At 67.9% G+C, this 13,563-nt stretch carries 13 protein-coding genes; 9 read left to right on the forward strand and 4 right to left on the reverse strand.

All coding sequences use genetic code 11. The annotated features are described in order from the left end of the window. The first annotated feature begins 53 nt into the window (after positions 1 to 53). Positions 54 to 953 carry an NmrA/HSCARG family protein gene (locus ACH438_RS08355; protein WP_397002664.1) on the forward strand — a complete coding sequence of 300 codons (900 nt, stop codon included), beginning with the start codon at positions 54 to 56 and terminating at the stop codon, positions 951 to 953. A gap of 118 nt (positions 954 to 1,071) precedes the next feature. Next, the gene (locus tag ACH438_RS08360; RefSeq protein WP_397002666.1) at positions 1,072 to 1,947 is read left to right on the forward strand and encodes an LLM class flavin-dependent oxidoreductase; all 876 of its coding nucleotides are present in this window, start codon (positions 1,072 to 1,074) and stop codon (positions 1,945 to 1,947) included. A 30-nt stretch (positions 1,948 to 1,977) separates the two neighbouring features. Here ACH438_RS08360 and smc read toward each other — a convergent pair whose 3' ends face one another. Beyond that, on the reverse strand, positions 1,978 to 5,667 hold the full coding sequence (gene smc / locus ACH438_RS08365; protein ID WP_397002668.1) for a chromosome segregation protein SMC: 3,690 nt from the start codon (positions 5,665 to 5,667) through the stop codon (positions 1,978 to 1,980). 268 nt (positions 5,668 to 5,935) lie between these two features. Between smc and ACH438_RS08370 the strand changes: the two genes are divergently transcribed. Beyond that, complete coding sequence (locus ACH438_RS08370; RefSeq protein ID WP_194898450.1) at positions 5,936 to 6,139, forward strand: cold-shock protein; 204 nt, start codon at positions 5,936 to 5,938, stop codon at positions 6,137 to 6,139. Positions 6,140 to 6,215: 76 nt separating this feature from the next. On the opposite strand, the gene ACH438_RS08375 is transcribed toward ACH438_RS08370, so the two are convergent. Both ACH438_RS08375 and ACH438_RS08380 read right to left on the reverse strand, forming a co-directional pair. Continuing rightward, positions 6,216 to 6,686: a hypothetical protein gene (locus tag ACH438_RS08375; protein WP_397002671.1), complete on the reverse strand. Its 471-nt coding sequence runs from the start codon at positions 6,684 to 6,686 to the stop codon at positions 6,216 to 6,218. Positions 6,687 to 6,696: 10 nt separating this feature from the next. Continuing rightward, the gene (locus ACH438_RS08380; protein WP_397002673.1) at positions 6,697 to 7,125 is read right to left on the reverse strand and encodes a DUF1707 domain-containing protein; all 429 of its coding nucleotides are present in this window, start codon (positions 7,123 to 7,125) and stop codon (positions 6,697 to 6,699) included. A gap of 165 nt (positions 7,126 to 7,290) precedes the next feature. Here ACH438_RS08380 and ACH438_RS08385 point away from each other — a divergent pair, with 165 nt between their 5' ends. The 4 genes from ACH438_RS08385 to ACH438_RS08400 all read left to right on the forward strand — a co-directional run bounded on the left by ACH438_RS08385 (position 7,291) and on the right by ACH438_RS08400 (position 11,100). Beyond that, positions 7,291 to 8,523, forward strand: coding sequence for an acyl-CoA dehydrogenase family protein (locus tag ACH438_RS08385; RefSeq protein ID WP_397002675.1), 1,233 nt, complete (start codon positions 7,291 to 7,293; stop codon positions 8,521 to 8,523). A gap of 2 nt (positions 8,524 to 8,525) precedes the next feature. After that, entirely contained in the window at positions 8,526 to 9,650 is a 1,125-nt protein-coding gene (locus ACH438_RS08390; RefSeq protein WP_397002677.1) for an acyl-CoA dehydrogenase family protein, read from the forward strand. Positions 9,651 to 9,903: 253 nt separating this feature from the next. Further along, positions 9,904 to 10,602, forward strand: a complete 699-nt coding sequence (locus tag ACH438_RS08395; protein WP_397002679.1) for a rhomboid family intramembrane serine protease — start codon at positions 9,904 to 9,906, stop codon at positions 10,600 to 10,602. A 57-nt stretch (positions 10,603 to 10,659) separates the two neighbouring features. After that, complete coding sequence (locus ACH438_RS08400; RefSeq protein WP_397002681.1) at positions 10,660 to 11,100, forward strand: carboxymuconolactone decarboxylase family protein; 441 nt, start codon at positions 10,660 to 10,662, stop codon at positions 11,098 to 11,100. Positions 11,101 to 11,118: 18 nt separating this feature from the next. Here the strand turns inward: ACH438_RS08400 and ACH438_RS08405 are convergent, their stop codons facing one another. Next, positions 11,119 to 11,574: a nitroreductase family deazaflavin-dependent oxidoreductase gene (locus ACH438_RS08405; protein WP_397002683.1), complete on the reverse strand. Its 456-nt coding sequence runs from the start codon at positions 11,572 to 11,574 to the stop codon at positions 11,119 to 11,121. Positions 11,575 to 11,745: 171 nt separating this feature from the next. Between ACH438_RS08405 and ACH438_RS08410 the strand changes: the two genes are divergently transcribed. Both ACH438_RS08410 and ACH438_RS08415 read left to right on the forward strand, forming a co-directional pair. Continuing rightward, positions 11,746 to 12,189, forward strand: coding sequence for a CBS domain-containing protein (locus ACH438_RS08410; RefSeq protein WP_397002685.1), 444 nt, complete (start codon positions 11,746 to 11,748; stop codon positions 12,187 to 12,189). A 19-nt stretch (positions 12,190 to 12,208) separates the two neighbouring features. Then, positions 12,209 to 13,498: an SLC13 family permease gene (locus ACH438_RS08415; RefSeq protein WP_397002687.1), complete on the forward strand. Its 1,290-nt coding sequence runs from the start codon at positions 12,209 to 12,211 to the stop codon at positions 13,496 to 13,498. Positions 13,499 to 13,563: the final 65 nt, after the last annotated feature.

A 13,563-nucleotide genomic window follows, 5' to 3' on the forward strand; every position in this document is an offset into this window, starting at 1 on the left:
GCGTTCGAATACGGGTCGACCGACCCGAATACTACCGAAGAAACAGGGTGAACATGTCTGCTCGGAACGACCTCGTTCTGATCACCGGCGCCACCGGCAAGCAGGGCCACGCCACCGCGCGGCGACTGCTCGCGGCGGGCCGGCCGGTCCGCATCCTGGTGCGCGATCCGGAATCCGCTGTGGCGCAGGAACTCGCCGCACTCGGCGCGGAGGTGGCGGTCGGCGATTTCGACGCGCCGGAGACCTTGGGCCCGGCGGTGGCCGGGGCGCACGCGGTGTTCCTGGTGCCGCCCGCGGTCTTCGGGCCGGCGGGCTGGAATGTCGAAGTGGAGGCGGGGCGTGGGGAGGCGGTGCTGGCGGCGGCCCGGCAGGCCGGGGTGGAGCAGATCGTCTTCACCGGCGTCGCCTCGTTCAAGAAGGAGAAGTCCTGGGGCGCGGAGGGGAAGCGGCGCATCGAGCGGGCCTTGCAGGCGAGCGATCTGCGCTGGACCGTGCTGCGTCCGGTGCGCTTCATGGAGAACTTCCTGATGCAGAACGCCCCGGTGGACGGCATCACCGACGGCGTGCACCGGCATCTGTTCCCAGCAGGCAAGGCGGTGCAGTCGATCGCGCTGGACGATATCGCGGCCTTCGCGGAATTGGCGTTCGCCGACCCGGACCGCTTTCACGGCCGGACGTTGGAGCTGGCCGGTGACGAGCTGACCGCTCCCGCCGCGCTGGCCTTGATCACCGAGCACACCGGCTATCCGGTGCGATACGAGGAGGTTCCCGAATCGGAGGCGGTCGCACTCGGCGCGCAGATCGCGCGGGTCTGGACGCTGACCCGGACGGAGGACGAGGGCTGGCATGCCGATATCCCCGCGCTGCGCGAGATCCTGCCGTCGCTGCACACGTTCGAGGCGTGGCTCACCGAAACCGGTGCCGCGCAATTGAAGTCGCGACTCGCGGGCTAGCCGGATCGTCGTCGCGCCGAGCCCTTGCCAAAACGGAACGCTGCTCCGTATCATTATCGGAGCAGCGTTCCGTTTGCTCTGCAGTCGGCCGTGACCAGCACGGAAGGACAGGCTCGACATGACGAACACCCCACTCACCTTCGGTATCGCCACCGCTCCCCAGCAGGTCGAATACCAGGACATCCAGCACGTCTGGCAAGAAGCCGACGCGATCCCCGAGATCGAGCACGCCTGGCTCTTCGACCACCTCATGCCGATCGGCGGGCCGATCGACGGCCCGATATTCGAGGGCTGGACCCTGCTCTCCGCGCTGGCCGCGCAAACTCAGCGGCTACGACTCGGAATCATGGTGACCAGCAATCGATTCCGGCCACCCGCGGTACTGGCGAAGATCGCCACCACCGTCGACATCGTCTCCGGCGGACGACTCGACTTCGGCATCGGCGCCGGTTCCCGGCCGAGTCATCCCCTGGCCCGGCGCGAGTACGAGGCGCACGGACTCCCCTACCACGATGCGAAATACGCGGTCGGCAGTCTCGCCGAGGCCTGCACGATCATCCGGAAGGAATGGACCGAACCGGTCCCCTTCGACTTCCACGGCACCTACTACGACCTCACCGGCGCCTTCGGTAACCCGAAACCCGTACAGCGCCCGCATCCGCCGATCCTGATCGCCGGCCGCTCCTCCGGCGTCCTGCGCGTGGTCGCCGAACATGCCGACCTCTGGAACATCCCGGGCGGCGGTGACGCCGCAGACCTGGCGGAACGCAGTGCCGTCCTGGACCGCTACTGCGCCGAGATCGGCCGCGACCCCGCCGAAATCACCCGATCCGTGCACGTCCCGGTCGATTACGACCAGCCCGCCGACACACGCAAGGCGATCGGCGCGGTCATCGATGCCGGTTTCCGGCACATCGTCCTCGGCCTGCGGCCGCCCTTCACCACCGGAATCGCGCAGTGGCTGGCGGACGAGCTGATCCGCCCGTCCGCCTGAAATCCATTGCCGCCGAGCACCGGCGGCGCGTCAACTCGCTGCCGCGCCGACCAGGTTCTCGCCGCGGAGGCGCTGGGAGATGACCTGCGTGATGCCGTCACCGCGCATGCTCACGCCGTAGAGCGCGTCCGCGATCTCCATGGTGGGCTTCTGGTGGGTGATGACGATCAGCTGGCTCTTCTCGCGCAGCTGCTCGAACAGGGTGATGAGGCGGCGCAGGTTGGTGTCGTCCAGCGCGGCCTCGACCTCGTCCATAACGTAGAACGGTGAGGGGCGGGCGCGGAAGATCGCGACCAGGAAGGCCACGGCGGCAAGGGATTTCTCACCACCGGACAGCAGCGACAGCCGCTTCACCTTCTTGCCCGGCGGGCGGGCCTCGACCTCGACGCCGGTGGCGAGCATGTTCACCGGATCGGTGAGCAGCAGCCGGCCCTCGCCGCCGGGGAAGAGCTTGCTGAAGACGTGCACGAATTCGCGTTCCACGTCCTCGTAGGCCTCGGTGAAGACCTGCAGGATGCGGGCGTCCACCTCGGCGACCACGTCGAGGAGGTCCTGGCGGGCCTTCTTGACGTCCTCGAGCTGGGTGGCGAGGAAGTTGTAGCGTTCCTCGAGGGCCGCGAACTCTTCCAGCGCAAGGGGATTCACCTTGCCGAGGGTGGTGAGGTCCTTCTCGGCGCGTTTGGCGCGGCGTTCCTGGGTGGCGCGGTCGTAGGGCATCGGCTGCGGTTCGCTGACCTGGTCGCCGCGTTCCTTGGCCTGCTCGTACTCCATGAGTTCGAGGGCAGTGGGCGGCATCAGGACGTCCGGGCCGTATTCGCCGATGAGGTCGTCGAGGGAGATGCCGAACTGTTCGGAGATGGTGGTCTCGACCTGTTCGATGCGCAGGGCCGCCTGAGCGCGGGCCACCTCGTCGCGGTGCACGGCGTCGGTGAGCTGCGACAGCTGGGTGGCGAGGGCGCGGGCGCGTTCCTTGGTCTGGTCGACCTGGGCCGCGAATTCGGTGCGGCGCCGGACCAATTCGTCGCGGCGGGCGGCGGCCTGGGCCACCACGAGCTCGAGTTCGGCGGCGACCTTCTCCGCGGATTCGGCGACGACGGCGGCCACGGCGGAGGCCTGTCGCCGGGCGGCGTGGGCGCGTTCGGCGCGGGCGCGGTTCTCGCGTTCGGCGCGGGCGGTGCGGCGCAGCGAATCCGCCTTGCCGCGCACGGATTCGGCGCGTTCCTCGGCGGTGCGGACGGCGAGGCGGGCTTCGACTTCCATGGATCGGGCCTCGGCGAGGGCGGCCGCGGCCTCCTCGCGCAGCAGTCCCGCGGATTCGGTGCCCGCGGCTTCGGGATCCATCCCGTCCTGTTCGAGTTCCGAATGCCGCAGCCGGTCTTCGAGTTCGGCCAGTTTGGTGAGGGTTTCCTCGCGTCCGGCTTCGGTGTCGGCGCGCTGGGCCAGCAGGCGCTCGCACTGGGTCTGGGCACTGCGCGCGGCCTGGCCGAGCCGGCCGAGCCGGTCGTAGATCGAGACCAGCGCCTGATCGGATTCGTGCAGGGCCAGCAGTGCGTGATCGACGGCTTCCTTGCGATCGGTCTGCTCGGCGAGCGCGCCCGCCAGCGCGGCTTCCAGCTCCTCGGCCTGCCGCTGCCAGGAGGCGAGTTCGGTGGTGGCCGAGTCGATATCGGCCTGCACCTCGAGCAGACTCGGTACCCGTTCGGATCCGCCCAGCACCCATCCGGGCCCGGTCAGATCTCCGTCGCGGGTAACCACCCGCAGCTCGGGCCGCGCCGCGACCACCTGTGTCGCGGCCGCAAGATCCTCTGCCACAGCGATACCCGCGGTAAGCGCACCGATGGCAGCCCGCAGATGTCCGGGGCAGTCCACCACCTCGGCCAGCCAGCGCGCCGACCCCGGCAGCGGCGGACCGGCCTGTCCCCCACCGTTTGCGGAGCCGTTCGATGCGGCGGTGTATCCGGCTGCCGCACCGGCCGATTCACCCGTAGCGCCGTACGAGGCCGGTGCGGCGCCGTCTGTGTACACGAGGGCTACGCGGCCGCCGTCGGCTTCCTTGAGTGCGTGGACGGCGGCGTGGGCGGTCGGGGCGGTGTCGGCGGCTACGGCGTCGGTGAGGGGGCCGAGGGCGGCGGCTACGGCGGTTTCGAAGCCGGTGTGGACGCGGAGGAGGCCGGAAAGCGGGCCGAGGAGTCCGTGGGTGCGGTTTTCCAGCAGCCAGGCGGCGCCGTCCTTGCGGCGGAGGCCCATGTTCAGGGCTTCGATGCGGGCGGTGAGGGAGGCGACGCGTTTGCCTGCCTCGCGGTCCTTTTCGCGGAGTTCGGTGACGCGCTGGTCGGCGTGGGCGAGGGCCTCGGCGGCGTGTTCGTATTGGGCGTCGAGGCCGGCCTCGCCGGCGTCGAGTTCGCTCAGTTCGGCCTGGACGGACTCGAATTCGGCGTCGGCGTCGGCGCCGCGGGTGCGGGCCTCGGCGATGGAGGCGGAGATGCGGGCGATTTCGCCGTCGACGGATTGGGCGCGGCTGCGCAGGGTGTCGACCTGGCCGGAGAGGCGGGCGAGGCCTTCGCGGCGGTCGGCGATGGCGCGGACGGCTGCGAGGTGGGCCTGTTCGGCGGCCTTGGCGGCTTGTTCGCGTTCGTGGAGTTGATCGCGTGCGGCTTCGAGGGTTTCGGTGGCCATCTCGACGGCGGCGAGCAGTTCGGCTTCTTCGGCTTCGACGCGTTCGGCTTCGCGTTCGAGTTGTTCCGGATCGCGGCCGGTACCGGTCGGTTGTTCGATGGTGAGGTTGCGCGCCCGATCTCGCGCGATCCGGATAGTCGCATTGACACGTTCGGTCAATGCGGACAACTGGAACCAGGTCTGCGCCGCGGCCTCCGCGCTCGGGGTCAGCCGCGACAGCTCGAATTCCTGCTGTGCCAGCGCCGCATTCGCGGCATCCAGCTCGGCCTGCACGTTCACGTGCTGTTCGCGTGCATAGGCCTCTTTACTCTGTTGACTCTCCAGTTCGCGCCGCCGCGTGACCAGGTCGTCGGCGGCCAATCGCAGTCGCGAGTCCCGCAGTTCGGCCTGCACGGTCGCGGCGCGGCGCGCCACCTCGGCCTGCCGCCCGAGCGGCTTCAACTGCCGGCGTAGCTCGGTGGTGAGGTCGGTGAGGCGAGCCAGGTTGGCCTGCATGGCATCCAGCTTGCGGACGGCCTTCTCCTTGCGCCGCCGATGCTTGAGCACACCCGCGGCCTCCTCGATGAAGGCGCGCCGGTCCTCGGGCCGGGATTCCAGGATGGCCGACAACTGCCCCTGACCGACGATGACGTGCATCTCGCGCCCGATACCGGAGTCGCTCAACAGTTCCTGCACGTCCATGAGCCGGCAGGTGTTCCCGTTGATCTCGTACTCGCCGGCGCCGTCGCGGAACATGCGCCGCGTGATCGACACCTCGGAGTAATCGATGGGGAGCACGCCGTCGGAGTTGTCTATGGTGAGCGTCACTTCCGCACGACCGAGTGGCGCGCGCCCTGTGGTTCCGGCGAAGATGACGTCCTGCATCTTCCCGCCCCGCAGCGCTTTCGCGCCCTGCTCACCCATGACCCAGGTGAGGGCATCGACGACATTCGATTTTCCGGAGCCGTTGGGCCCGACCACGCAGGTGATCCCCGGTTCGAATCGCAGCGTCGTCGCGGACGCAAAGGACTTGAAACCCTTCAGCGTCAGACTCTTCAGGTGCACAGCGGCTCAGACTACCCCCTCACCCCCGGTTGCTCCGGGTATGCCGGGAAGCGCGTTCGGCGGGTGGGGTGAAACGCCGTCGCTACAGGCGATTCGTCGGATGAGCGAAAGATCAGGTAGGCTCTAGCCGTTGCAATTGTGGTTCTCACAGACTTCTGTACGCGCCTGCAAGACACCCAGCAGGCGCGTATTTGTTTTTTCAGTGGTACTGAACGGCGACACCGGATCCGCAAGGTGCGGATTCACCCAGAAAAGGAAAGGTCGCTCAATGGCTACCGGCACCGTGAAATGGTTCAACGCGGAAAAGGGCTTCGGCTTCATCGAGCAGGACGGCGGGGGCCCCGACGTCTTCGCGCACTACTCGAACATCGCCTCCCAGGGCTTCCGCGAGCTGCAGGAGGGCCAGAAGGTCTCCTTCGACATCGCGCAGGGCCAGAAGGGCCCGCAGGCGGAGAACATCAAGCCTGCGTAATTCGCGATAACTCGCGAGCACGCGCTTAGCAGCCCGGCGTATCCGATACGCCGGGCTGCTGCGTGTTCCGGGCCGGTCAGCGGACCGCGACGGGGGCGGGGAGGCGCCGCCGCCAGAGCTCGAGCAGGGGCAGGGCGACCAGGGTCGGCCCGAGCCAGGCCACCAATTGGGCCGAGCCGTACAGGGGGCCGTCGATGGCGAAGGCCACGACGAGCGTGGCCGTCCACAAGGCGATATAAGAACCGCCCAGTCCGTGCACGTAGGCATGCGTCCAGCCCGCCGGCCGCCCCGCCGCCCGCCGGCCCAGCACCCCGAGCGTGAACGTGAGCGCCGAAACCGGGATGAGCCACCACAGATCGTGGCGACGCCACCACACCATGCCGGTGGCCGTAAGACACACGGCGGCAAGCACTCCCAGGTACCAGTCACCGAGGCCGCGGGCCTGCCGCCAGGCGCGCGCGTCGGCCCATGCGAGCACCGGGCCGAGCAGCAGCCCGGCGGTGCCCACCATTACATGTGAAGCCAGCAGTACCGGATAGCCGGACATGACCGCATGCTCAGCGGGTCCGGAACCGCTGCCAGGCAGCCGATTCCCAGCCCATGACGACCCGGAAGACCAGCGCGGCACCCCACGGGCCGATGACCCAGATCGGCCACGGGTAGGTGAATTCGTGTGCCGCGAGGGAGATCACGGCCCAGATGGCGAGGCACAGCACGCCGACGCCGAGCCAGGCGCTGCCTTCGATCCGCTGCCAGATGGGCAGGCGGGTGCGTGAAGCGGCCTGCGCGGCAGTGGTTTTCGACAGTTTCGGCAGGTCCTGCAGGACCAGCGCCAGGTCTTCGCGAGTGGCGGTGCCGTAGACGCGGGTGAGGCGTTCGTTGTATTCGGCTAGGTCGAGGCGGCCGTCGGACATATGACGACCGAGCTGGTCGGCAACCTGCGCGCGCTCGGCATCGGAGGCGCGGGTGCCACTGGTGATGTCCATGTCGCATCCTCTCGGAGATACGTTCCACATTGGAATGTATGCATCCAATGATAACCAGCCACAGTGGAATGTCAATGGCGTTAAGTGAGGGCGGGTGCCCGCACATTTGCCAGAGGCCCGTACCCGGTGAGATGGTTAGTGCCAGTTCTCTGACAAGGAGTCACCGTGGATCTGGACTGGTCCCCTGCCGATCTGGCATTTCGCGACGAAGTGAGACACTTCCTCGACGAGAAGTTAACCGATGATCTACGCCGGGCGGGCCGGCTCGCGACGAGCGTCTACCCCGATCACGAAGCCAGCATGGAATGGCAGGCCATCCTGCACGAGCGCGGCTGGGCCGCCCCCGCCTGGCCGGTGAAGTACGGCGGATGCGACTGGAGCCTCACCCAGCACTACATCTTCGGCCGCGAATGCACCCTGGCCGGCGCGCCCAACCTCTCCCCCATGGGCATCCGCATGGTCTCGCACGCCATCATGGCGTTCGGCACCGCGGAGCAGAAGGACTTCTTCCTGCCGCGCATCCTCACCGGCGAAGTCTTCTTCTGCCAGGGCTATTCGGAGCCCGAGGCGGGTTCGGACCTGGCCTCGCTGAGCATGGCCGCCGTCGCCGACGGCGAGGATCTGGTGGTCACCGGCTCGAAGATCTGGACCACGCACGCCACCGAGGCGAACTGGATCTTCGCCCTGGTGCGCACGTCGAAGCAGGCCAAGAAGCAGCAGGGCATCACCTTCGTGCTCATCGATATGCGCACGCCCGGCATCCAGATCCGGCCGCTGGTCATGACTTCCGGCGAGCAGGTGCAGAACCAGGTGTTCTTCGACCAGGTCCGGGTGCCGAAGGCGAACGTGCTGGGCGCGATCGACGACGGCTGGACCGTCGCCAAGTACCTGCTCAACTTCGAGCGGGGTGGCGGCGCGGCCGCGCCGGCCTTGCAGGTCATGGCCGAGGAGCTGGCGCAGGCCGCGAAGACCGCGGTCGGCCCGAACGGCGGTGCGCTGATCGATGATCCGGCCTTCGGCGCCAAGCTCGCCGATGCCCGGTTGCGCGCGGACGTGCTGGAGATCCTCGAATACCGCACGCTGTCACTGGTTTCCAGCGGTAAGGATCCCGGCCCGGCCGCGTCCACCATCAAGATTCTGGGCACGGAACTGAGCCAGGCGCTGACCGAGCTCGCCCTGGAGGCGGCGGGACCGCGGGGCCGCGCTTACCAGCCGCACGCCGTCAAGCCGGGTGGCCCGATCGCCGAGTTCGTCCCGCCCGCGGACGGTTTCGTGACGGGTGAGGAGTGGCAGGCGGTCGCGCCGCTGCGCTACTTCAACGACCGCGCCGGTTCGATCTACGCCGGCTCCAATGAGATTCAGCGCAACATCATCGCCAAAGCAACCCTGGGACTGTAGTCGTGGACTTCACTTTCACCGCCGAACAGGAACTCCTCCGCGACACCGTCACGGAGTTCCTCGCGGCCCGCTATCACCTCGAGAACAGCCGTGCCGCAGCCCGTGTCGGGGCCGGTTGGCAGCCGGACCTCTGGCGTGGACTCGCCGACGAGGTCGGCATCCTGGGCGCGGCCCTGCCCGAATCCGCCGGCGGTATCGACGGCGGACCCGTCGAGACCATGATCATCGCCGAGGCGCTGGGCGGCGCGCTCGTGCTGGAACCGTATGTCGACACCGTGGTGGTGGGCGGCGGCCTGCTGCGCCGCGCCACCGGCAAACGCGCCGAGGATCTGCTGTCCGGCATTGTCGCCGGTGAGGTCATCACCGGATTCGCCGCGCTGGAACCGCAATCCGGCTACGACTACACCAAGGTCGCCACCACCGCCGAAAAGGATGGTGAGGACTGGATTCTCACGGGCGTCAAGACTGTTGTCACCTCTGCCCCACTCGCCACCCATCTGCTGGTGTCCGCGGCGGTGGACGGCGAAATCGCCCTGTTCGCAGTCGATTACGACCCGGCGAATCCGCCTGCCGGGATCACCGCGCACAACTACCGCACCATCGACGAACGTCAGGCCGCCGATCTGACCTTCGAACAGCTGCGCCTGCCCGCCGACGCCCTGCTGCTCGCGCAGGCGGGCGGAGCCATCGCCGCCACCGTGGACGAGGCCATCGCCGCGGTCTGCGCGGAAGCGGTCGGCGCCATGCGCAAGGTCCTCGCCGACACCGTCGAATACGCCAAGCAGCGCCAGCAGTTCGGCGTCCCCATCGCGAGTTTCCAAGCCCTGCAACACCGCATGGTCGACATGCTCCTGGAACTCGAACAGGCAGTGGCCGCAACCTATCTGATCACCCTCAAACTGGACGCCCCGGCGCCGGAACGCGCCCGCGCCGCCTCCGCCGCCAAGGCCACCATCGGCCGGGCGGCCCGCCGCATCGGCCAGGAATCGGTCCAGCTGCACGGCGCCATGGGTATGACCGAGGAACTCGCCATCGGCCATTTCTTCAAGCGCCTCACCGCCGTCCAATACGAGTTCGGCACCACCGACCAGCACATCGCCCGCTACGCCGCCCTGACCCGGCCCTGATCGTGGCCCAGGCGGCCCGCGCAAGGGGGCGGGCCGCCTCCGCCAGGGAAATTCGGGGGCGGGGCTCCGGCGCGGACATCCGGCCGGAGCGGTGGCCGCTGCCAGAGCCCGTGCGCTGATCCGGTTCCGGCGGGTCGTTGCCTCGGGACCGGGGTGTGGTAGCGGGCTGCCTCGGGGTGGTCGCTTCCGAGGTTGCCGCGGCGGTCCGAGTCGGGTCTGCTGTCGCGTGGACCGGCTGGCTAATCTCGCGCGTGTGCTTGTTCTGGATCGAATCGGGTTGCGGCGCTTTCCGGCATTGACGTGTGCCGTGTTCGTGGTGACGGCTGTCGTGAACGTTCTGCAGTGGCCGGTGCCCGGGGTGCTGGCCAGGCTGGAGCGGACTCCGGCCGGGCTGCACGGGGATTGGTGGCGGTCGGGGACCGCGCTGTTCGTGCAGGACGGCGGGGTCGGCGGGACGCTGGTGAATTTGATCTTCCTCGCCGTGCTCGGTGTGCTCGCCGAGCAGGTGCTCCCCCGATCTCGCTGGGCGGTCCAGTATTTCGGGGTCGGGGTGGCCGTGGAGTTCATCGCGTATGCGTGGCAGCCGGTGGGCGGCGGCAATTCGATCGCGAATTGTGGTCTGGCCGGGGCGCTTGCGGTGGCGTTGTGGCGACGGGACGGCCGGCTACCGGGGTGGGCGGCCGTGACGGTGGCGGTATGGAGTGCGGACATGTTCGCCACCTTGTCGGCGTGGGCGTTGGTCCCCGCGATCGTCGCGTGTGCGTTGTTCATCGGCCCGTCGCGGGTGCTCGTCGCGCGGGGCGTGGATCTGCGCCGCCCGGCCGCGGCACTCCCGGTGGTCGTGGGGGTGGTGCTGGTGGCGGCCGCGAACATCCATGGGGCGGCCTTGATACTGGGTGTGGTCGCCGCGCTGGTGGGTGACCGGCTTCACAGGCCGGCGCCCGTCACGTAGCGCGGCGCCGTCTCGTCCAGGGTGTATATCCGATTCGGAGGATGAAAGGACGACATCATGCAGCGCATGAACATGGCCGAGGCCGCCCCCGAGGTCTACAAGGGCTGGGTGGCCGCCGAGATCGCCATCATCAACGGCCCGCTCGACGCCACCGTGCGGCATCTGGTGAAGTTGCGCGTCTCGCAGCTGAACGGCTGCCTGTACTGCATCGACATGCACACCGACGAGGCCCGCAAGGCCGGCGAAACCGATCTCCGCCTCGCCCACCTCACCGCCTGGTGGGAGTCCGCGCAGTTCACCGGCACCGAGAAGGCCGCCCTCGACTACGCCGAGGCCGCCACCCGCCTCGACCGCCAAGGCGTGACGGACGAGGTCTGGGCAGCCGTCGAAAAGCATTTCGACGAGGGCGAACGCGCCGGCCTGGTGGCGGTCACCGCCCAGATCAATATGTGGAACCGCCTCGGCGTCCCCCTGCACATGGAACCGCTACATCACTGACCCGCGGCCGCGAATTCCTCAGCCGCGCAGAGTGAGTTCCACCAGCGGCACCTCATCGATGCTGCCCCCGATGGCAGCCTCGATGACGCCGCTCGATTCCCGGTAAGCCCGCGGATGCTCGCACTTGTACCGGGCCAGCACCGACACGGCTTCGGTATCCGCGAGCGTCCGAGCCACGGCCACGGCCCGATACCGCCCCCCGATACTCACCCGGCACTCGGGCTGCGCCTGCAGATTCCGATACCACTGCGCCCCGGTCCCGAACCCGGACGCAATCACCACGGTGTCCGGCTTCGGCCGAGCCACGGTCTCCAGCACGGCATCCCGCCACTGCCCCGACTTCCGCCCGAGATGCTCGAGCAGCAGCAACCGCCCCCCGAACACGAATCCCAGTCTGGCCCGGAACAATCCGATGGGAGCCCGCATAAACCAGCGGGTACGCAACAGCTTCGCGCCCAAATCGGAAGTCTTCACCCCTCCGATGCTAGGCCGCTCCGGAGTGATCTTGACGGAATCCGTACGCCGCCGCACCCCACCGGTCGCTGTGAATAGTGAGTGACCTGCTGGTTTCGCCGTCACTCGGCTAATCGATCTTGACGTATTCTTCTGACGTGGAACCCCGGCAAGGCGTCGTATCCTGCAGTTATGCATGCCGCTCAGATGGCCGAGGAATACCCGGTGATCGATTTGGACTCCGACGCGATGGACGCGGCGAAGCTGTTGGCCGAACATCGGCTACCGGGGATTCTGGTCACCGATGCGGCCGGGGTGCCGCATTCGGTGTTGCCGGCGTCGCAGGTGGTGTTGTTCATCGTGCCGAAGTATGTGCAGGACGATCCGTCGCTGGCGGGGGTGCTGAACGAGAGCATGTGCGGGCAGGTGGCGAAGCGGTTGCGCGGGAAGAAGGTGCGCGACGTGATTCCGGAGCGGCTCACCAAGATTCCGGCGGCCAAGGCGGACGACAATATCGTCGAGGTGGCGGCGCTCATGGCGCGGTACAAGTCGCCGCTGGTGGCGGTGCAGGATGGGAAGAAGCTGCTCGGGGTGATCACCTCCTCGCGGCTGCTGGAAGTGGCGCTCGCCAACTGAACCCGCCGCGGCGGTCTCCATGACCGTCGTCGCCATCGCGGTCTTCGCGATCGCTTACACGCTGATCGCGTCCGAGCGCGTGCACAAGACCACCGCCGCTTTGTGCGGTGCGGGCGTGGTGATCGCGGCCGGGATCGTCGACTCCGATGATGTCTTCTATTCGCACGAGACGGGTATCGACTGGAACGTCATCTACCTGCTGCTCGGCATGATGATCATCGTCGGCGTGCTGCGGCAGACCGGTGTGTTCGAATGGGCCGCCATCTGGGCGGCCAAGCGCGCCAAGGGTTCCGCGTTGCGGGTGATGATCCTGCTGGTGCTCATCACCGCCACCGGTTCGGGCTTCCTGGACAATGTGACGACCGTGCTGCTGGTCGCGCCGGTCACCATGCTGGTGTGCGAGCGCCTGGAAGTGCCGCCGCAGCCGTTCCTGATCGCCGAGGTGCTGGCCTCGAATATCGGTGGCGCCGGCACCCTCATCGGTGACCCGCCCAACATCATCATCGGCAGCCGCGGCGGACTCACCTTCAACGACTTCGTGGCCAATATGACCCCGATCGTGCTGATCGAACTGGTCGTGTTCACGCTGGTGCTGCCGCGCCTGTTCCGCGGCAGTTTCACGGTCGACCCCGAACGTGCCGCCGACATCATGCAATTGAACGAACGCGAAGCCATCCGCGATCCGAAACTGCTGATCAAGTGCGGTGTCGTGCTGTTGTGCGTGTTCGCCGGCTTCTTCGGCCACTCGTACTTCGAGGTGGAACCCGCCCTGGTCGCCCTGCTGGGCGCGGGTGCGCTGGTCTTGATTTCCGGTCTGCCGCAACGCGATTATCTGTCCGCGGTGGAGTGGGAGACCCTGCTGTTCTTCGCGGGCCTGTTCGTGATGATCGGCGCGCTGGTGAAGACCGGGGTGATCCGGCGGCTCGCCGAGTACGCCACCCACCTGACCGGTGGGGACGCGCTGGTGGCGACCATGCTGATCCTGGTGGTGTCGGCGGTGCTGTCGGGTGTCATCGACAACATCCCGTATGTGGCGACCATGAGCCCGCTGGTGGCGCAGCTCGTGGAGTCCATCGACCACGAATCCAAGGGGCACGCCCTGTGGTGGGCGCTGGCCCTGGGCGCTGACCTGGGCGGCAATCTGACCGCGGTCGGCGCCAGCGCGAACGTGGTCATGCTCGGCATCGCCCGCCGATCCGACTATCCGATCTCGTTCTGGGAATTCACCCGCAAGGGCGTGGTGGTGACCGCGATCACCGTCGCCGTGGCCGCGCCGTATCTCTGGCTACGCTACTTCGCATTCTCCTGACCTGGCGGAATGGGCACAGTACGGTCAACTTCTGTGTGGCGATTGGGAGATTCAGCAACCTGGAA

It is taken from the genome of Nocardia sp. NPDC020380 (genome assembly GCF_044386975.1).
Lineage (GTDB): Bacteria > Actinomycetota > Actinomycetes > Mycobacteriales > Mycobacteriaceae > Nocardia.